Origin of the sequence: Streptomyces sp. NPDC096079, from assembly GCF_040303145.1 — a bacterium.
Classification (GTDB): Bacteria; Actinomycetota; Actinomycetes; order Streptomycetales; family Streptomycetaceae; genus Streptomyces.
Map to the genome: position 1 here is coordinate 1 of NZ_JBEOST010000033.1, position 17,173 is coordinate 17,173.

Below are 17,173 nucleotides of genomic sequence, written 5' to 3' on the forward strand. Positions count from 1 at the left end.
TGGGAGGTGCCCCCACCGCGTTGCCTCCCTCCTCCGCCTTGCGATCGCACGCACCAGGCCCCGCTCCCTGATCCGGCCTGATCCGAAAGACAGGCCCTAGACCCCCGCGTCACTCCGGCGGGAGCTCGGGGTCGTCCCCCTGACCTCCTCCGCGGTCGTCGGCCGCAGCTCGCCGTCGAGCAGCAGCCAGCGGGTGATCCCCAGCGACTCCAGGAACGCCACGTCGTGGCTCGCCACGATCAGTGCCCCCTCGTAGGCGTCGAGGGCCGCCGTCAGCTTCCGGACCGACGCGATGTCCAGGTTGTTCGTCGGCTCGTCCAGCATCAGCAGCTGCGGCGCCGGCTCCGCGAGGAGCAGGGCGGCCAGCGTCGCCCGGAACCGCTCCCCGCCCGACAGGGTGCCGACGGGCTGGTCCGCCCGCGCGCCCCGGAAGAGGAACCGCGCGAGCCTGGCCCTGATCGCGTTCCCGGTGGCCGTGGGTGCGAAGCGGGCCACGTTCTCCACGATGCTCAGGCCGTCGTCGAGCACGTCGAGCCGCTGCGGCAGGAAGCGCAGCGGCACCCGCGCGTCCGTCTCGCCCGACAGGGGCTCCAGCTCGCCGGCGATCGTCCGGAGCAGCGTCGTCTTGCCGGCGCCGTTCCGGCCGACCAGGGCGATCCGCTCCGGGCCCCGCAGCTCGAACGCGCCGTCGACCCGGGCCCCGTAGCGCAGCTCCAGATCCCGCAGGTGCAGGACCTCACGGCCCGGCGGCACCGAGGTGCGGGGCAGTTCGACGCGGATCTCGTCGTCGTCCCGTACCGCCTCCACGGCCGCGTCGAGCCGCTCCCGCGCCTCCGAGAGGCGCTCGGCGTGCAGGGTGCGCTGCTTGCCCGCGGTGACCTGCGCGTCGCGCTTCCGTCCGTTCGCCACGATCTTGGAGGCGACCTTGTTCTCGAAGCTCTTCTGTCCGTACCTCTTGCGCCGTGCCAACTTCATCTGGGTGTCGGCGAGTTCGCGCTTCTGGCGCTGTACGTCGGCCTCGGCGACCCGCACCATCCGCTCCGCCGCCTCCTGTTCGGCGGCGAGTGCCGTCTCGTACGCGGACCAGTTGCCGCCGTACCAGTCGACCTCGCCGTCGCGCAGGTCGGCGATCTGGTCGACCCGCTCCAGGAGTTCACGGTCGTGGCTGACCACGACCAGGACGCCGGAGAACTTCTCCACGGCCTCGTAGAGGCGCGCGCGGGCGTGCAGATCCAGATTGTTGGTGGGCTCGTCGAGCAGGAGTACGTCAGGTCGGGCGAGCAGCAGCGCGGCGAGCCGCAGCAGCACGGACTCGCCGCCCGAGATCTCGCCCACGGTCCGGTCCAGGCCGACGTGGTCGAGGCCGAGCTGGTCGAGGACGACCCGGGCCCGCTCCTCCACGTCCCAGTCGTCGCCGACGGCGGTGAAGTGCTCCTCGGCCGGGTCGCCCGCCTCGATGGCGTGCAGGGCGGCGCGCTTGGCGGCGATGCCGAGGATCTCGTCCACGCGCCGCGAGGTGTCCAGGACCAGGTTCTGCGGGAGGTAGCCGAGCTCACCGGTGACCTTGACGGTGCCGTCCAGCGGGGTCAGTTCGCCGGCGATCAGCTTCAGGAGCGTGGACTTGCCGGAGCCGTTGACCCCGACGAGCCCGGTGCGGCCGGGGCCCACCGAGAGGCGGAAGTCGTCGAGGACCGTGGTGCCGTCCGGCCAGGAGAAGGAGATCGAGGAACAGGTGATGAAAGTGGGGTGATGCGCCATGCAGGCCTCCGGGGTCGCGCAAGCGTGAAAAGGGAGCAACGCGGGAGACACCGGGGCGCGGGCAGCAGGGAGAACGGCTCGTACGCCGAGGTCGAGAACGGCACACGCGGCTCAGGGGGCACGCGCGGCTCGGTGTCTCGCAACCTCAGACGAGCAACGTCCTTCTCCGATCGGGTGACGACAAGGTCAGGAACGACGGTACGCCCGGGAGCGGAGGAGCGGCAAACGATTTGACGGAGCGCTTTCTACGGGTGCCCGCGGAGCAGCTCCGTGAGGTCCTGGTCCCAGTCCAGGTACTGGTGCTCGCGTCCCGCCGGGACCAGGTGCTGCGAGCGTTCCAGGAAGCGGCGCAGCTCGGAGGTGCGGACGTGGACCATGGCCACTCCCTCCGGGGCGTGGAACTCGACGACCGTGCGGTCGTACCCGTACGGACGCAGGCGCACGTCCCCGACCCCGGCCGGGCGCTCGACCCCCTGGACGAGCAGCTCGCGCGCGAAGGCCCAGGAGACCTCGACGCCCTCCAGCGTCGCCGGCGGCGGGAAGGCCATGCTCACGGCGTACGGATCCTCGCGGTCGTACCGCAAGGTGGCGGGGACGGTCTCCATCCGGGGCGCGGACGCGACCAGACGGGCCTGCACGGCCTGCTCGATGACGGCGGACAAGACCGGCTCCTCTCACGCGGGCTTCGGATCCTGTGCGTCTCCCCGACACCAGGGCACCTGACACCCCTCTAGACGACCGGCGTGGCCGGAACGTGCACTGGCCCCCCACGTGAGCTGTGTCACCGACGTCCGGGCACGGCGCGGCCGGTGGTCACCGCTCGTCCGGCACGTCGTCGTCCGGCTCCGCGCAGGGCCCGGAGTGGTCGCAGTACGGCTGGTTCCCCGAGGCCCCGCAGCCGCAGAGCATCGCCCGGGTCTCGTGCCGGTCCCCGAGCGCGCCGGTCACCAGCAGGTCGCCGCGCACCACCAGCTGGCCGGCGGGCGTGCGCCGCACGGTGGTGGGGGAGTCCGGGGGCTCGGGCACGGAGTCCTCGGGCTTGTGGTGGTACTGCAGCGCCCCGGAGGGACAGCGGCGAACGACCTCCGCGACCCGGGACGGCTCGGCGGCGTCGGGCAGCACCCACGGGCGCCGGGACACGTCGAAGACCTCCGGCAGGCCGTGGGCGCACTCGGCCGCGTGCAGACAGCGACGCGGCTCGAACGTGACGGTGATGCCCTCGCCCTCGTACTCCTTGAGGCGGGGCCGTTCCTCCGTCGTACCTTCGCCTTCCGTCATGCGACCAGCCTAGGAACGCCCGGCCGGGGACGCACCCTGGACGGGGAGCGGCCCCGGGCACTAGCTTCCGGCGCCATGACGTCCATGGGGAAGACGAGACGAACGATGTCGGTGGGGCTGATCGGGGCGGCGCTCGCGCTGACCCTGGCCGCCCCGGCGCGGGCCGGGGAGACCCCCACGGCCGCGGCCGGCTGGCAGCTGACTCCGACCGGTACCGACGCCCGGTTCCGGGGGCTCTCGCCGGTCGACCGCAGGACCGCGTGGGCCGCGGGCTCGAAGGGCACGGTGCTGCGCACCACCGACGGCGGCCGGAGCTGGCGAAACGTGTCGCCGCCTGGCGCGGGGGACCTGGAGTTCCGCGACGTCGAGGCCTTCGACGCCCGCAGGGCCGTCGTCCTCGCCATCGGGGAGGGCGAGGCCTCCCGCGTGCTGCGCACCGAGGACGGCGGCGCCACCTGGACCGAGTCCTTCCGCAACACCGACGCGCGGGCCTTCTACGACTGCATGACCTTCTTCGACCGGCGCCACGGACTCGCGATGAGCGACCCGGTCGACGGGAAGTACCGCATCCTCGCGACCCGCGACGGCGGCCGCTCCTGGCACGTCCTGCCGAGCGCGGGGATGCCCGAGGCGCTACCCGGCGAGGCCGGCTTCGCCGCGAGCGGCCAGTGCCTGGTGTCGGCCGGGCCCCGCGACGTCTGGCTCGCGACCGGCGGCGGGGCCACCGCGCGCGTGCTCCACTCCGCCGACCGCGGACTGACCTGGCGCGCCACCGACACGCCGATCCCGGCGGGCGACCCGGCCCGCGGCGTCTTCGGACTCGCCTTCCGCGACCGCGCCCACGGCATCGCCGTCGGCGGCGACTACCGCAAGGACCAGCCCTCCCCCCGCGCCGGCGCGGTCAGCGCGGACGGGGGCCGGACCTGGCGCCCCTCGGACACGCCGCCGCCGGCCTACCGCTCCGGTGTCGCCTGGCTCCCGCGCGGCAAGGCGGCCGCGCTCGCCGTCGGGCCGACCGGAACCGACCTCACCACCGACGGCGGCCGCACCTGGCGCACGGTCGACACCGGCTCGTACGACACCGTCGACTGCACCCCGGACGGCTCCTGCTGGGCCTCGGGCGAGAAGGGCCGCATCGCCCGATGGACCGGCCCGGCCCGGTCACAGCACTAGGCGGGGAGCTGCTCCCGGTACGCGGCGATCCCGTCGGCCGTCTTGGTCGCGTGGAACTCCGTGATCCGGTACGCGCACACGCCCTCGACGCTGAACGGGTCGGCCGCCGCGATCCTCTCGATCTCCGCGCGGTCGACCCCGGCGGCCAGGATCACCCCGCCGTCCCGCGGGTTCTTCCGCCCCGACGCCAGGAACACGCCCTCGGCGTACTGCGCGTCGAGCCACTCGACATGGGCGTCGAGCAGCGCGTCCACCCGCTCGACGGGCGCGGTGTAGGTCAATTCCAGTACGAACATGACCGGCAGGCTACCCGTCGACGTCCCGGCCGGGCCCGGACGTCCCAGCCCTCGGAACGGGCGGCCCCGCCCGCCGTAGGGTGGCCCGCATCATGACGATCATCGAGATTCCGGCGGGCTGGCCCGCCGACGAGAGCACCGCCCGGGCCGTCCAGCGGGAGCTGCGCGGGCGGCTCGTGCGCGACGAGGAGGGACCGGGCGTCGGCGAGGGCCATGTCACCGGGCTCGACGTGGCCTACGACGACCGGCGGGACCTCGTCGCCGCCGCGGCCGTCGTCCTCGACGGGCGCACCCTGGACGTGGTGGAGGAGGCCACGGCGGTCGGCCGGGTCTCCTTCCCGTACGTCCCCGGGCTCCTCGCCTTCCGGGAGATCCCGACCGTCCTCGCCGCGCTCGACGCCCTGACCGCCGACCCCGGCCTCCTCGTCTGCGACGGCTACGGGCTCGCCCACCCCCGCCGCTTCGGGCTCGCCAGCCACCTCGGGGTGCTCACCGGACGCCCGGCCATCGGCGTCGCCAAGAACCCCTTCACCTTCACCTACGCGCAGCCCGGCCCCGCCCGCGGCGACGCCGCGCCGCTCCTGGCCGAGGGCGAGGAGGTGGGCCGCGCCCTGCGCACCCAGGCCGGCGTGAAGCCCGTGTTCGTCTCGGTCGGCCACCGCGTGTCCCTCGCCAACGCCTGCGCCCACACCCTCCACCTCGCCCCGCGCTACCGGATCCCGGAGACCACCCGGCACGCCGACTCCCTCTGCCGCCGGGCCCTGAAGGAGGCCCTCAGGGGCGACTGAGTACGCGTACGGATACCCGTCTGTCAGACCGGCCCGGCAGAGTGGGGCCCATGACGACACCCCTCTCCGCTCCGTCGCGTCCGGCGGGCCGCGGACTGACCCTGGTCCTGGCCACCGCCGTCGTGCTCGGCGTCGCCTGGACCTGCGCCATCCTGTACGTCCTCACCAGCTGGACGCTGGGATGATCGGGCGGCTCCGGTGCGTCGTCCTCGACTGCCCCGACGCCCTGGAACTGGCCTCGTTCTACCGCGCGTTGATCGGCGGCGAGGTCGAGGGCCCCGATCCCCGCTGGGCCGTCGGCGGGGGCGCCGCGGTCCTGCGCGGGGAGGGCGGCCCGGTCCTCGCCTTCCAGGGCGTCGCCGACCACCGCCCGCCCGTCTGGGGTGCGCCGGAGCAGCAGTTCCTCCTCGACGTGCGGGTCGACGACCTGGCCGCCGCCCACGAGGCCGTCCTCGCGCTCGGGGCCGTACCGCTCGACGGGGAGACCGGGGCCGACGCCCCCTGGCGCGTCTACACGGACCCGGCGGGCCACCCCTTCCGTCTCGTACGGCCCTGACCGGCGGGACCTTCCGGACGCGGCCTAGGGCCTGTCCTTCGGATCAGGCCGGGCTCGCGGGGCCTGATCCGAAAGACAGGCCCTAGCCCTGGTGGGCCACCCGGAAGCGGATGCCCGCTGCCCGCAGGCGGTCCGTCAGGGCGTCGCCCATCGCCACCGCCGTCGTCACCTGGCCGGCGGTCTTCGGCAGGGGGTCGAAGGCGAGGCACAGCGCCGACTCGGCGAGCATCCTCGCGGTCTCCTCGTAGCCCGGGTCACCGCCCGAGACCTCGGTGAAGACCCGCCGCCCGCCGCCCTCGCCGACGAACCGGACCGTGAACCAGCTGCGGGCCCGCCGCTCGGCGGACGGCCCCTGGCCCGCCGCGTAGCGGCCCATCAACCAGGAGCGCACCGGAGGGAGTTGGGCCGCCATGACGCCCGTGCCGATGGCGGCGGTGCCACCGAGGGCCATCGGGAGGGTCTTCACGGAGGCGTAGTGCCGGTAGCGGAAGTCGGGGCCGTACCGTGCGAGCGCCGCCGCCGAGCGGGCCACGACCTGCGGGTCGAGCGTCGGCAGCGGCAGCGCCCAGGTGCCCGTCTCGCTGCTGAACCGCGGTCCGCCGAGCGGCGCGCGGGCCCGGCGGTTCACCAGGCGCGGTTCGTGCAGGCGCCGTTCGCGCGCCGCCCGCAGGATCTGCGGGCCCCGGCCGAAGGCCGTCAGCGCCGAGGCGAACGTGCCGCCGGAGAACGCGGCCCCGGCCCGTACGAAGCCGTCCACGCGCAGCGGAACGTCCTCGGGCAGCTGCCGGACGGTGAAGTACACGCCCAGGTCGTGCGGGACGGAGTCGAAGCCGCAGGCGTGCACGATCCGGGCGCCGGTCTCCCGGGCGCGCGCGTCGTGCCGTACGAACATGAGGTCCACGAACTCGGCCTCGCCCGTCAGGTCCAGATAGTCGGTGCCGGCCTCCGCGCAGGCGGCGACGAGCCCCTCGCCGTACCAGACGTAGGGGCCGACCGTGGTCGCCACCACCCGCGCGGACTCGGCGAGTTCGCGCAGCGAGCCGGGATCGGCCGAGTCGGCGAGGAGGAGCGGCAGCGCGGCGAGCTCCGGCCGCCCGGTGGCGAGGCGGTCCCGCAGCGCCTCCAGCTTGGCGAGGCTGCGCCCGGCGAGCGCCCAGCGGCACTCCGCCGGGGCGTGCTCGGCCAGGTACTCCGCGGTGAGTTCGCCGACGAAGCCGGTCGCCCCGTAGAGGACCACGTCGTACGGTCTGGCTACGGTCTCGCGTCCCACGCCCGCCCCTGTCTCCATCAAGACCCTCGTCTCGGCCGCACCGCGCCGCCGCGCGCGGTTGTCGTCGGCGGAGGATAGCGGAACCGGGCCGGCCCGCCGCCCGGACCCCGGGTACCTTCCCGCCCGCCGAATTTCCAAGCGCTTGCTCGGCCGGGGGGCTTGTGTCGAGTGGAACACGTTCCTAGCATCTTCGGTGTTACATCATTGGTGTCACACACTCCTGGGGGCTCGATGAGCACGACGCACACCGCCCGCAACGGCCCGCTCACGGGGGTGCGCGTGGTCGAACTCGCCGGGATCGGCCCCGGGCCCTTCGCCGCCATGCTCCTCGCCGACCTCGGTGCCGACGTCGTCCGCGTCGACCGTCCCGGCGGCGCCGGCCTCGGCATCGACCCCGCCCGCGACCTCACCAACCGCAACAAGCGCTCCGTCCTCGTCGACCTCAAGGCCGCGGACGGCCCCGCCACCGTGCTCGACCTGGTCGAGCGGGCCGACATCCTGGTCGAGGGCTACCGGCCCGGCGTCGCCGAACGCCTCGGCGTCGGCCCCGAGGCCTGCCTCGCCCGCAACCCGCGCCTCGTCTACGGCCGCATGACCGGCTGGGGCCAGGACGGACCGCTCGCCCCCACCGCGGGACACGACATCGGCTACATCGCGATCACCGGCGCCCTCGGCATGATCGGCCCCGACCCGGACGGTCCGCCCGCCATCCCCGCCAACCTCGTCGGCGACTACGCGGGCGGCTCCCTCTACCTCGTCATCGGCGTCCTCGCCGCCCTCCAGCACGCCCGGACGCACGGCGAGGGCCAGGTCGTCGACGCCGCCATCGTCGACGGCACCGCACACCTCACCACCATGATCCACGCCATGCTCGCGGCCGGCGGCTGGCAGGACCGCAGGGGCGTCAACCTGCTCGACGGCGGCTGCCCCTTCTACGGCGTGTACGAGACCTCCGAAGGAGGCCACATGGCCGTCGGCGCCCTGGAGGAGCGGTTCTACGCGGACTTCGTCCGCCTCCTCGGCATCGAGGACGCGGCCCCCGCCCGCCACGACCCGGCCCGCTGGCCCGAGCTCCGCAAGACCGTCGCCGACCGCTTCCGGAGCCGTACCCGCGAGCAGTGGACGGCCGTCTTCGACGGCTCCGACGCCTGCGTCGCGCCCGTCCTCTCGCTGCGCGAGGCCCCCTCCCACCCGCACCTGGCCGCCCGCGCCACCTTCACCGAGCGCGACGGGATCGCCCAGCCCGCCCCCGCGCCCCGCTTCTCCGTCACCCCCGGCACCCTGCGCACGGGCCCCGCCCTGCCCGGTGCCGACACCGCCGAGGTCGCCCGCGACTGGGCCGTACCCACCCTGAAGACCCAGGAGCCCGAAGCATGAAGCGTCAGCTCTACACCGAGGACCACGAGGCCTTCCGTGCGACCGTGCGCACCTTCCTGGACAAGGAGGTGCTGCCGCACTACGCCCAGTGGGAGAAGGACGGCATCGTCTCCCGCGAGGTGTGGCTCGCCGCCGGACGGCAGGGGCTCCTCGGGATCGCCGTCGACGAGGAGTACGGAGGCGGCGGCAACCCCGACTTCCGGTACGGCGCGGTCCTCGCCGAGGAGTTCACCCGGGCCGGCGCCCCCGGACTCGCCATCGGCCTGCACAACGACATCATCGGCCCCTACCTCACCTCGCTCGGCACGGACGAGCAGAAGCGGCGCTGGCTGCCCGGCTTCTGCTCCGGTGAGCTCGTCACCGCCATCGCCATGACCGAGCCCGGCGCGGGTTCCGACCTCCAGGGCATCCGCACCACGGCCGAGGACCACGGCGACCACTGGATCCTCAACGGCTCGAAGACCTTCATCTCCAACGGCATCCTCGCCGACCTTGTCGTCGTCGTCGCCCGCACCACCCCCGAGGGCGGCGCCCACGGCCTCTCCCTCCTCGTCGTCGAGCGGGGAGCGGAGGGCTTCGAGCGCGGCCGGAACCTCGACAAGATCGGCCAGAAGTCCCAGGACACCGCCGAGCTCTTCTTCACCGACGTCCGCGTCCCCAAGGAGAACCTGCTCGGCGAGCTCAACGGTGCCTTCATCCACCTGATGACCAACCTCGCCCAGGAGCGCCTCGCGATCGCCGTCGCCGGCATCGCCGGGGCCGAGCACCTCCTGGAGCTCACCACCACGTACGTCAAGGAGCGCGAGGCCTTCGGCCGCCCGCTCTCCCGCCTCCAGCACATCCGCTTCGAGATCGCCGAGATGGCCACCGAGTGCGCCGTCACCCGGACCTTCGTCGACCGCTGCATCGAGGAGCACGCGGACGGGGCCCTCGACGCCGTCCACGCGTCCATGGCCAAGTGGTGGGCGACCGAGCTCCAGAAGCGGGTCGCCGACCGCTGCCTGCAACTGCACGGCGGATACGGCTACATGAGCGAATTCCCGGTCGCCCGTGCCTTCACGGACGGCCGGATCCAGACCATCTACGGCGGTACGACGGAGATCATGAAGGAGATCATCGGCCGCTCCCTCCTCGGCTGACCCCGTCCCGCACCCCTCGAAGAACCCTCATCGCGAAAGGCTTTCCGTGAGCACCGAAGCGTACGTGTACGACGCGATCCGCACCCCGCGCGGACGCGGCAAGGCCAACGGCTCCCTGCACGGCACCAAGCCCATCGACCTGGTCGTCGGCCTCATCCGGGAGATCCAGGCCCGCCACCCGGAACTCGACCCGGCCGCCATCGACGACATCGTCCTCGGCGTCGTCGGCCCGGTCGGCGACCAGGGCTCCGACATCGCCCGGATCGCCGCCATCGCCGCCGGACTCCCCGACACCGTCGCCGGCGTCCAGGAGAACCGCTTCTGCGCCTCCGGCCTCGAAGCCGTCAACATGGCCGCGATGAAGGTCCGCTCCGGCTGGGAGGACCTCGTCCTCGCCGGCGGCGTCGAGTCCATGTCGCGCGTCCCGATGGCCTCCGACGGCGGCGCCTGGTTCGCCGACCCGATGACCAACCTGGAGACCAACTTCGTCCCCCAGGGCATCGGCGCCGACCTCATCGCCACCCTGGAGGGCTTCTCCCGCCGCGACGTCGACGAGTACGCCGCGCTCTCCCAGGAGCGTGCCGCCGCCGCCGTCAAGGACGGCCGGTTCGCCCGCTCGATCGTGCCCGTCAAGGACCGCGCCGGGCTCACCGTCCTCGACCACGACGAGTTCCTCCGCCCCGGCACCACCGCGGACTCCCTCGCCCGCCTCAAGCCCTCCTTCGCCGACATCGGCGAACTCGGCGGCTTCGACGCGGTCGCCCTGCAGAAGTACCACTGGGTCGAGGAGATCAACCACGTCCACCACGCCGGCAACTCCTCCGGCATCGTCGACGGCGCCTCCCTCGTCGCCATCGGCTCGAAGGAGGTCGGCGAGCGGTACGGGCTCACGCCCCGCGCCCGGATCGTCTCCGCCGCCGTCTCCGGCTCCGAGCCGACCATCATGCTCACCGGCCCGGCCCCGGCCACCCGCAAGGCCCTCGCCAAGGCCGGCCTCGGCATCGACGACATCGACCTGATCGAGATCAACGAGGCCTTCGCGGCCGTCGTGCTGCGCTTCGTCAAGGACATGGGCGTCTCCCTGGACAAGGTCAACGTCAACGGCGGCGCCATCGCGCTCGGCCACCCGCTCGGCGCCACCGGCGCGATGATCCTCGGCACCCTCGTCGACGAGCTGGAGCGCCAGGACAAGCGCTACGGCCTCGCCACCCTCTGCGTGGGCGGCGGCATGGGCATCGCCACCGTCGTCGAGCGCGTCTGACGTCCCGTCCGCACCCCTTACTCACGGAGAAGCAGCAGTCATGAGCGAGAGCACCACCATCCGCTGGGAGCAGGACGAGACCGGGATCGTCACCCTCGTCCTCGACGACCCCAACCAGTCCGCCAACACCATGAACCAGGCCTTCCGGGCCTCGATCAAGGCGATCGCCGACCGCGTGGAGGCCGAGAAGGACTCCATCCGCGGCATCATCTACACCTCCGCGAAGAAGACCTTCTTCGCCGGCGGGGACCTCAAGGACATGATCCAGGCGGGCCCCGAGCACGCCCAGGACATCTTCGACAGCGCCATCGAGATCAAGAACGCGCTCCGCCGCATCGAGACCCTCGGCAAGCCCGTCGTCGCCGCCGTCAACGGCGCCGCGCTCGGCGGCGGCTACGAGATCGCCCTCGCCTCCCACCACCGGATCGCGCTCGACGCGCCCGGCTCCAAGATCGGCCTGCCCGAGGTCACCCTCGGCCTGCTGCCGGGCGGAGGCGGCGTCGCCCGCACCGTCCGTCTCATGGGCATCACCGACGCCCTCCTCAAGGTGCTGCTCCAGGGCACCCAGTACGCCCCGAAGCGGGCCCTGGACGCCGGCCTCGTCCACGAGGTCGCCGCCACCCCCGAGGAGATGATGGCCAAGGCCATCGCCTTCATCGACACGCACCCGGAGTCCCACCAGCCCTGGGACGTCCCGGGCCACCGCATCCCCGGCGGCACCCCGTCGCACCCGAAGTTCGCGGCCAACCTGCCCGCCTTCCCGGCCAACCTGCGCAAGCAGCTGAACGGCGCGCCCTACCCGGCGCCCAAGGCGATCATGGCCGCCGCCGTCGAGGGCTCCCAGGTCGACTTCGAGACCGCGCTCACCATCGAGAGCCGCTACTTCACCGAGCTGGTCATCGGCCAGACCGCGAAGAACATGATCCAGGCGTTCTTCTTCGACCTCCAGGCGGTGAACTCGGGCGCGAGCCGCCCGAAGGGCATCGAGAAGCGCCAGGTCCGCAAGGTCGCCGTGCTCGGCGCGGGCATGATGGGCGCCGGCATCGCCTACTCCTGCGCGCGCGCCGGCATCGAGGTCGTCCTCAAGGACGTCTCCGCCGAGTCCGCCGCGAAGGGCAAGGCGTACTCCGAGAAGCTCTGCGCCAAGGCGGTCTCCCGGGGCCGTACGACGCAGGAGAAGGCCGACGCCCTCCTCGCCCGCATCACGCCCACCGCCGACGCGGCCGACCTGGCCGGCTGCGACGCGGTCATCGAGGCCGTCTTCGAGGACACCGCGCTCAAGCACAAGGTCTTCCAGGAGATCCAGCACGTCGTCGCCCCCGACGCCCTGCTGTGCTCCAACACCTCCACCCTCCCCATCTCGGTCCTCGCCGAGGGCGTCGAGCGCCAGACCGACTTCATCGGCCTGCACTTCTTCTCGCCCGTCGACAAGATGCCGCTCGTCGAGATCATCAAGGGCGAGCGGACCGGCGACGAGGCCCTGGCCCGCGCCTTCGACCTGGTCCGGCAGATCAACAAGACGCCGATCGTCGTCAACGACTCGCGCGGCTTCTTCACCTCCCGGGTCATCGGCCACTTCATCAACGAGGGCGTGGCCATGGTCGGCGAGGGCATCGAGCCCGCCTCGATCGAGCAGGCCGCCGCCCAGGCCGGCTACCCGGCGAAGGTGCTCTCCCTGATGGACGAGCTGACCCTCACCCTCCCGCGCAAGATCCGCAACGAGACGAGGAAGGCCGTCGAGGAGGAGGGCGGCACCTGGACCAGCCACCCCGGCGAGGCCGTCATCGACCGCATGGTCGACGAGTTCGGCCGCCCCGGCCGCAGCGGCGGCGCGGGCTTCTACGAGTACGGCGAGGACGGCAAGCGCGGCAGGCTCTGGCCGGGTCTGCGCGAGCACTTCACCAGGCCCGGGTACGAGATCCCGTTCCGCGACATGCAGGAGCGGATGCTGTTCTCCGAGGCCCTGGACACCGTCCGCCTCCTGGAGGAGGGCGTCCTGACCTCGGTCGCCGACGCCAACATCGGCTCCATCATGGGCATCGGCTTCCCGGCCTGGACCGGCGGCATCCTCCAGTACGTCAACGGCTACGAGGGCGGGGTCGCGGGCTTCGTCGCGCGGGCGCGCGAGCTGGCGGAGACCTACGGCGAGCGCTTCGCCCCGCCGGCGCTCCTGGTGGAGAAGGCGGACCGGGGCGAGACCTTCACCGACTCCTGAAGGCGCTCCGCAGCTCCTCGCTCAGTGAGCGCTGGAAGGCGGTGAGGAGGGCCTGGACCACCATCGGCTGCATGTGCGCCGAGAGCGACCGCATGGCGCTCAGGTGGTCCGGGTCCTCCGCGCTCTCCCGGTACGGGCTCCACACCTCGTCCCGGAAGAGCCGGGAGAGCTCCTGCGCCGCCGCGCGCGCGTGCTCCAGGAGCACCGTCCGCGAGGCCAGGATCGTCTCGTGCTCGATGGGCACGTCGAGCAGCTCGACGCCGAGCCGCAGCAGCGCCCCGTCGAGCCGGTACGTGTCGGTGTCCTCCGTCCGGTCGAGCACCCCCATCGCGGCGAGCCGGTCCACGTCCCGCTCGGTGAGCGCCCGCCCGGCCCGGCGCTCCAGCTCGCGCCGGGTGATCGTCTCGGCGGACTCGGGGGCCCAGGACGCCACCAGGGCCCGGTGGATGGCGAGGTCCTGCGCGCTCAGATCGGCCGGCAGCTGCTCCAGGTACCGCTCGATGGCCGCCAGGGTCATCCCCTGCCGCTGGAGCTCCTCGATCAGCGCGAGCCGCGACAGGTGCTCCTGCCCGTAGTGCCCCACCCGCCGGGCGCCGATGACGGGCGGCGGCAGCAGGCCGCGGGTCCCGTAGAACCGCACGGTCCGCACCGTGACCCCGGCCCGCGCGGCCAGCTCGTCGACGGTGTAGACGGGCTCCTGCACGTCGCTCAGCTGCTCCATGTTGGACAGTATTGCTGTCTCACCACTGCTGTAAAAGCCCCCGAGCGGGGCGTCTCACCGGTCGGGCCCCTCGGGGGAGCGGGGTCAGAGGGCCGTCTCGACGGAGGTGAAGGTGACGCCGTGGTCGGCCAGCACCTCGGCGACGACGCCGCCGAGGGTGGTGAGGGCGAGCAGCAGGTGCTCGTCGCCGATCTCGCGGTCCTTGCGGGCGAGGGCCACGCGGAGCGACTTCTCCAGGACCGTCTTCGCCTCGCGGGAGAAGGTGAGGCGGCCCGACCACCACCCGGAGTCCTTGCGGTCCCCGGCCAGCGCGCCCGCGCCGTGGGTCTCCTCGACGCGCTCGACGATCGCGCCGACGTCGATGCCGAGGCCGGCCAGGGCCTCCGCGTCCGCCCGGGACAGTCCGGCCCGGCGCCGCGCGTCGGAGAGCGCGGCGAGCAGGGAGGGGCGGGTCTCCACCGGGCACAGCCGCCCGAGCACCGCCGCCGCGCGGGTGTCCTCGCGGTCGAGCAGGGCCAGGAGGAGGTGCTCGGGGGTGACGACGGTCGCGCCGCCGCGCTCCGCGTGCGCGGCCGCGCCCTTCACCGTGGCGCGCGCGGCCTTCGTGAACCGTTCGAACATCACTGCCTCCCGTACTTCTTGTGGACGGCCTGCCGGCTGACACCCAGCTCGGTCGCGATCTCCTGCCACGACCACCCCTGGTCGCGCGCACCGCGCACCTGGACGGCCTCCAGCTGTTCCAGCAGCCGCCGCAGGGCGGCCACGGCCCGCAACCCCACCCGGGGATCACGGTCACCGGCCCGCGCGGCGAGATCGGTCGCATCGCTCATGCTGTCAATCTAGGTTGACAGCATGAGCGATGTCAACCCTGGTTGACGTCGCGGGTGTGCCGGTTGCCGGTCGAGCCGCTGGTGCTCGGGAGGCTCGTGGAGAGGGGGATACCGGTCACCGTGTACGACTTCGGCGGGTAACGGGCGCCGGGGTGGGGTGTCGTAGGGGTGTTCGAGTGGGAGGGCTAGAGTCGGCGGCTGTTCGCATCGGGGGAACCGGAACGCAGGGGAGAAGGATGTACGCGCAACTCAGGGAGACCGCCGACGAGTTGGCCGGGGTTCTGTGGCGGGAGCACACCGTCTACCGGGAGCGGGGCGGCGGGGTGGTGATCCGGGGCGAGCACGTGCGTCGCTGGATCAGTCTCGCCCCGACCGGAGGCAAGGACCGGGCACTGCTGCGCTCCGGGCGGATCCTGGACGGGGGGACGACCGCCCCGGCCCGTACCGAGGTGGTGGTCGACCTGACGGCCGGGACGGCGGAGCTCGCGGCCGTCTGCCGCCGGCTGCTCGCCGAGGTCGCCGCGGCCGCCGAGCCCGCGCCGGGGCCGTCCAGGGCCGGGAGGTCGCCGAAGGGCGAGAAGCCGGGGCGGCCGGCGCGTGCCGACCGCCCCGGCCGCCGCCCCCGGAGGGAGCGGCACACCAGCGCCGGTTCCTGGTTCGTCCTGCTGTGCGTCGCGGGCGTCCTCGGGGCCTGGCTCTACAGCCTCTTCGGCGGCTACCCGTACTGAGGGCGCCGTCCGGTCAGAAGCCGGTGACCGGGTAGTGGTCGGAGAGGTTGGTGTAGGTGTACTGCGTGCCCCAGCTGGAGACCGTCCACGGCGCGCTCTGCTCCAGGACCACGTGGTTGGTCCAGCCGGCGGGCCGGGCGTTCCCGGAGCGGTAGAGGACGTAGTCGAGGTCCTCGCGCGGGTCGGTCGGGTAGCGGTAGGACGCGATCGAGTTCAGCTGGGTGTCGAAGGAGTACGGGTGCCCGGTGCGGGCGTCCGCCCCCGCCAGGCCCGCGTCGGCGAGCATCGTGCCGTACTCGGGGGTGTGCGAGTCGACGTTCATGTCGCCGGCGACGATCACCTGCTCGTTCGCCGGGATGTTCTTGGCGTCCAGGAAGGCGTCGATCGTCTTGAACTGGCGGCTGCGCATCTGCGCCGCCTCGCCCGCCGAGCAGCCCGGGTCGGTGGACTGGGCGTGCGTGCCGACGACGTGGACGAGGCTGCCGTTCACGTTCAGGACGGTGTACGCGAAGCCCTTGTTCGAGTACCAGTCGGCGCCGCAGGCGTCCTTGTAGACGTACTGCTCCTTGCGGACGATCGGCCACTTGCTGAGGATCGTGACCCCGCCGTCCTCGGGCGTCGTCGAGGAGTACGCCCCGCCGGTGGCGTCCCAGCCGGACTTGCTGCGGCCGACGACGGGGGTCTGGTACGGGTACTGCGCGGCCGCGTTCGCCTTGAGGGCGTCCGAGGAGGAGTTGTCGAAGGTCTCCTGGAGCACGACGACGTCCTGCCCCTGGAAGAAGGGGGCGGCGGGGATCGCCTTGGCCCGGTGGTCCTGGCCCCAGTTCGGGTACAGGGTCTTGGAGAACAGGAACGTGTTGTACGTGAGCACCTTGAGGCGCGGCGCCTCGGCGGGGGCGGCGGACGCGGCCGGGGCGGCCGTCGCCAGGGTGGCGGCGGCGAGCGCGAGCGAAAGGGCGGCGCCGGGGGCGCGGCGGAGCGCGGCGAACGACACGTGAACTCCCATGAGGGTGTGGGGGGTTGGGCTGGCGCCGCACATACAATCAGCCGGGGTTACCTTCCGGTAGCCTTCCGGTGCCGGGAATCTGGCCGCGCCTGCAAGATCACGCCAACTCTCGCCACGGTGTCTGATTTGTGGTGTTTTTGAGCAGGTAGAATGCGCGCATGACCCTCGCGAACTCCACTGTCTTCAAGATGGACCTCGGTCCGCTCAACCCCGTCTGGGCCGAGCTCATCCTCGGCGTGGTGCTGTTCGGGCTCACCTTCCTCATCCTGGCGAAGGGCATCCTTCCGAAGATCCGCCGCACCATCGCCGAGCGTGAGGACGCCATCGACGGCGGCACCGGCCGCGCCGACGACCTGCGCGCCGAGGCCACCGCCATCCGCGAGCAGTACGAGGCGGAGCTCGCCGAGGCCCGCCACGAGGCCGCGCGCATCCGCTCCCAGGCCACCGAGGAGGGCTCGGCCGCCATCGCCGCCGCCCGCGCCGAGGGCCAGGCCGAGCGCGACGCGATCCTCGCCGCCGGCACCGCCAAGATCGCCGAGGAGCGCGCCGCCGCCGAGCGCGAGCTCAACGCCGACGTCGACGCCTGGGCCCACTCCCTCGCCGCCCGCATCGTGGGCGAGCCGGTCGGCGCCGACCGCGCCTGACCCCGCACTCCACGGAAGGGGCCGGGGCCCCCGCCCCCCCCCCCGGGGGGGGGGCCCCCGGGGGGGGGGGGGGGCGGGGGGCCCGGGGGGGGAGGGCCGGGGGGACCCGGAGCCCGCGCGCCGGGGCCCCCCC

The 17,173-nt window shown here is 73.1% G+C and carries 19 protein-coding genes; 10 read left to right on the forward strand and 9 right to left on the reverse strand.

Going from position 1 to position 17,173, the window contains the following annotated elements; translation table 11 throughout:
• Positions 1 to 96: 96 nt before the first annotated feature.
• From ABTY59_RS35275 to ABTY59_RS35285, 3 genes are all read right to left on the reverse strand, one after another.
• Positions 97 to 1,758, reverse strand: coding sequence for an ABC-F family ATP-binding cassette domain-containing protein (locus ABTY59_RS35275; RefSeq protein ID WP_352023225.1), 1,662 nt, complete (start codon positions 1,756 to 1,758; stop codon positions 97 to 99).
• Between the two features lie 245 nt (positions 1,759 to 2,003).
• On the reverse strand, positions 2,004 to 2,420 hold the full coding sequence (ssgD, locus tag ABTY59_RS35280) for a spore wall synthesis regulator SsgD (RefSeq protein WP_352023226.1): 417 nt from the start codon (positions 2,418 to 2,420) through the stop codon (positions 2,004 to 2,006).
• 151 nt (positions 2,421 to 2,571) lie between these two features.
• On the reverse strand, positions 2,572 to 3,036 hold the full coding sequence (locus ABTY59_RS35285; protein WP_352023227.1) for a (4Fe-4S)-binding protein: 465 nt from the start codon (positions 3,034 to 3,036) through the stop codon (positions 2,572 to 2,574).
• Between the two features lie 75 nt (positions 3,037 to 3,111).
• On the opposite strand from ABTY59_RS35285, the gene ABTY59_RS35290 reads away from it, so the two are divergent.
• Positions 3,112 to 4,209 (forward strand): WD40/YVTN/BNR-like repeat-containing protein, encoded by a 1,098-nt coding sequence (locus tag ABTY59_RS35290; RefSeq protein ID WP_352023228.1) that lies wholly within the window; start codon positions 3,112 to 3,114, stop codon positions 4,207 to 4,209.
• Here ABTY59_RS35290 and ABTY59_RS35295 read toward each other — a convergent pair.
• Positions 4,206 to 4,505, reverse strand: a complete 300-nt coding sequence (locus ABTY59_RS35295; RefSeq protein ID WP_352023229.1) for a YciI family protein — start codon at positions 4,503 to 4,505, stop codon at positions 4,206 to 4,208. The two genes, ABTY59_RS35290 and ABTY59_RS35295, sit on opposite strands and share 4 nt — an antisense overlap.
• A 92-nt stretch (positions 4,506 to 4,597) precedes the next feature.
• On the opposite strand from ABTY59_RS35295, the gene ABTY59_RS35300 reads away from it, so the two are divergent.
• From ABTY59_RS35300 to ABTY59_RS35310, 3 genes are read left to right on the forward strand one after another with little or no spacing between them, the layout of a single operon-like run.
• Positions 4,598 to 5,293: an endonuclease V gene (locus ABTY59_RS35300; RefSeq protein WP_352023230.1), complete on the forward strand. Its 696-nt coding sequence runs from the start codon at positions 4,598 to 4,600 to the stop codon at positions 5,291 to 5,293.
• A 50-nt stretch (positions 5,294 to 5,343) separates the two neighbouring features.
• Positions 5,344 to 5,478 carry a morphogenic membrane protein MmpA gene (gene mmpA, locus ABTY59_RS35305; RefSeq protein WP_352023231.1) on the forward strand — a complete coding sequence of 45 codons (135 nt, stop codon included), beginning with the start codon at positions 5,344 to 5,346 and terminating at the stop codon, positions 5,476 to 5,478.
• The gene (locus ABTY59_RS35310) at positions 5,475 to 5,849 is read left to right on the forward strand and encodes a VOC family protein (protein ID WP_352023232.1); all 375 of its coding nucleotides are present in this window, start codon (positions 5,475 to 5,477) and stop codon (positions 5,847 to 5,849) included. Before mmpA ends, ABTY59_RS35310 begins: the two co-directional genes overlap by 4 nt.
• A gap of 82 nt (positions 5,850 to 5,931) precedes the next feature.
• Here ABTY59_RS35310 and ABTY59_RS35315 read toward each other — a convergent pair whose 3' ends face one another.
• Positions 5,932 to 7,137 (reverse strand): saccharopine dehydrogenase family protein, encoded by a 1,206-nt coding sequence (locus ABTY59_RS35315; RefSeq protein WP_502995467.1) that lies wholly within the window; start codon positions 7,135 to 7,137, stop codon positions 5,932 to 5,934.
• 213 nt (positions 7,138 to 7,350) lie between these two features.
• On the opposite strand from ABTY59_RS35315, the gene ABTY59_RS35320 reads away from it, so the two are divergent.
• From ABTY59_RS35320 to ABTY59_RS35335, 4 genes are read left to right on the forward strand one after another with little or no spacing between them, the layout of a single operon-like run.
• Entirely contained in the window at positions 7,351 to 8,496 is a 1,146-nt protein-coding gene (locus tag ABTY59_RS35320) for a CaiB/BaiF CoA transferase family protein (protein WP_352023234.1), read from the forward strand.
• Entirely contained in the window at positions 8,493 to 9,635 is a 1,143-nt protein-coding gene (locus ABTY59_RS35325) for an acyl-CoA dehydrogenase family protein (protein WP_352023235.1), read from the forward strand. Before ABTY59_RS35320 ends, ABTY59_RS35325 begins: the two co-directional genes overlap by 4 nt.
• A gap of 46 nt (positions 9,636 to 9,681) precedes the next feature.
• Positions 9,682 to 10,896: an acetyl-CoA C-acetyltransferase gene (locus tag ABTY59_RS35330; protein ID WP_352023236.1), complete on the forward strand. Its 1,215-nt coding sequence runs from the start codon at positions 9,682 to 9,684 to the stop codon at positions 10,894 to 10,896.
• A gap of 40 nt (positions 10,897 to 10,936) precedes the next feature.
• Positions 10,937 to 13,111 (forward strand): 3-hydroxyacyl-CoA dehydrogenase NAD-binding domain-containing protein, encoded by a 2,175-nt coding sequence (locus tag ABTY59_RS35335; protein ID WP_352023237.1) that lies wholly within the window; start codon positions 10,937 to 10,939, stop codon positions 13,109 to 13,111.
• Here ABTY59_RS35335 and ABTY59_RS35340 read toward each other — a convergent pair.
• The 3 genes from ABTY59_RS35340 to ABTY59_RS35350 form a co-directional block, all read right to left on the reverse strand.
• Positions 13,098 to 13,832, reverse strand: coding sequence for a MerR family transcriptional regulator (locus ABTY59_RS35340; protein ID WP_352023238.1), 735 nt, complete (start codon positions 13,830 to 13,832; stop codon positions 13,098 to 13,100). The two genes, ABTY59_RS35335 and ABTY59_RS35340, sit on opposite strands and share 14 nt — an antisense overlap.
• 84 nt (positions 13,833 to 13,916) lie before the next feature.
• Positions 13,917 to 14,453, reverse strand: coding sequence for a Clp protease N-terminal domain-containing protein (locus ABTY59_RS35345; protein ID WP_352023239.1), 537 nt, complete (start codon positions 14,451 to 14,453; stop codon positions 13,917 to 13,919).
• Positions 14,453 to 14,662: a helix-turn-helix domain-containing protein gene (locus ABTY59_RS35350; RefSeq protein WP_352023240.1), complete on the reverse strand. Its 210-nt coding sequence runs from the start codon at positions 14,660 to 14,662 to the stop codon at positions 14,453 to 14,455. The genes ABTY59_RS35345 and ABTY59_RS35350 overlap by 1 nt, the downstream gene beginning before the upstream one ends.
• Before the next feature lie 236 nt (positions 14,663 to 14,898).
• Here ABTY59_RS35350 and ABTY59_RS35355 point away from each other — a divergent pair, with 236 nt between their 5' ends.
• Positions 14,899 to 15,390 carry a hypothetical protein gene (locus ABTY59_RS35355; RefSeq protein ID WP_352023242.1) on the forward strand — a complete coding sequence of 164 codons (492 nt, stop codon included), beginning with the start codon at positions 14,899 to 14,901 and terminating at the stop codon, positions 15,388 to 15,390.
• A 13-nt stretch (positions 15,391 to 15,403) separates the two neighbouring features.
• Here ABTY59_RS35355 and sph read toward each other — a convergent pair whose 3' ends face one another.
• On the reverse strand, positions 15,404 to 16,429 hold the full coding sequence (gene sph / locus ABTY59_RS35360) for a sphingomyelin phosphodiesterase (RefSeq protein WP_502995468.1): 1,026 nt from the start codon (positions 16,427 to 16,429) through the stop codon (positions 15,404 to 15,406).
• 125 nt (positions 16,430 to 16,554) lie between these two features.
• Between sph and ABTY59_RS35365 the strand changes: the two genes are divergently transcribed.
• Positions 16,555 to 17,040: a F0F1 ATP synthase subunit B family protein gene (locus ABTY59_RS35365; protein ID WP_352023245.1), complete on the forward strand. Its 486-nt coding sequence runs from the start codon at positions 16,555 to 16,557 to the stop codon at positions 17,038 to 17,040.
• Positions 17,041 to 17,173: the final 133 nt, after the last annotated feature.

Bases quoted from the DNA above. Each gene is read 5' to 3' on its own strand.
- ABTY59_RS35290 (WP_352023228.1), top strand. From the start codon at position 3,112: ATGACGTCCATGGGGAAGACGAGACGAACGATGTCGGTGGGGCTGATC.
- ABTY59_RS35355 (WP_352023242.1), top strand. From the start codon at position 14,899: ATGTACGCGCAACTCAGGGAGACCGCCGACGAGTTGGCCGGGGTTCTG.
- ABTY59_RS35315 (WP_502995467.1), bottom strand. From the start codon at position 7,137: ATGGAGACAGGGGCGGGCGTGGGACGCGAGACCGTAGCCAGACCGTAC.
- ABTY59_RS35325 (WP_352023235.1), top strand. From the start codon at position 8,493: ATGAAGCGTCAGCTCTACACCGAGGACCACGAGGCCTTCCGTGCGACC.
- ABTY59_RS35365 (WP_352023245.1), top strand. From the start codon at position 16,555: ATGACCCTCGCGAACTCCACTGTCTTCAAGATGGACCTCGGTCCGCTC.
- ABTY59_RS35350 (WP_352023240.1), bottom strand. From the start codon at position 14,662: ATGAGCGATGCGACCGATCTCGCCGCGCGGGCCGGTGACCGTGATCCC.
- ABTY59_RS35285 (WP_352023227.1), bottom strand. From the start codon at position 3,036: ATGACGGAAGGCGAAGGTACGACGGAGGAACGGCCCCGCCTCAAGGAG.
- ABTY59_RS35295 (WP_352023229.1), bottom strand. From the start codon at position 4,505: ATGTTCGTACTGGAATTGACCTACACCGCGCCCGTCGAGCGGGTGGAC.
- ABTY59_RS35310 (WP_352023232.1), top strand. From the start codon at position 5,475: ATGATCGGGCGGCTCCGGTGCGTCGTCCTCGACTGCCCCGACGCCCTG.
- ABTY59_RS35300 (WP_352023230.1), top strand. From the start codon at position 4,598: ATGACGATCATCGAGATTCCGGCGGGCTGGCCCGCCGACGAGAGCACC.
- sph (WP_502995468.1), bottom strand. From the start codon at position 16,429: ATGTGCGGCGCCAGCCCAACCCCCCACACCCTCATGGGAGTTCACGTG.
- ABTY59_RS35340 (WP_352023238.1), bottom strand. From the start codon at position 13,832: ATGGAGCAGCTGAGCGACGTGCAGGAGCCCGTCTACACCGTCGACGAG.
- ABTY59_RS35320 (WP_352023234.1), top strand. From the start codon at position 7,351: ATGAGCACGACGCACACCGCCCGCAACGGCCCGCTCACGGGGGTGCGC.
- ABTY59_RS35275 (WP_352023225.1), bottom strand. From the start codon at position 1,758: ATGGCGCATCACCCCACTTTCATCACCTGTTCCTCGATCTCCTTCTCC.
- ABTY59_RS35335 (WP_352023237.1), top strand. From the start codon at position 10,937: ATGAGCGAGAGCACCACCATCCGCTGGGAGCAGGACGAGACCGGGATC.
- ABTY59_RS35345 (WP_352023239.1), bottom strand. From the start codon at position 14,453: ATGTTCGAACGGTTCACGAAGGCCGCGCGCGCCACGGTGAAGGGCGCG.
- mmpA (WP_352023231.1), top strand. From the start codon at position 5,344: ATGACGACACCCCTCTCCGCTCCGTCGCGTCCGGCGGGCCGCGGACTG.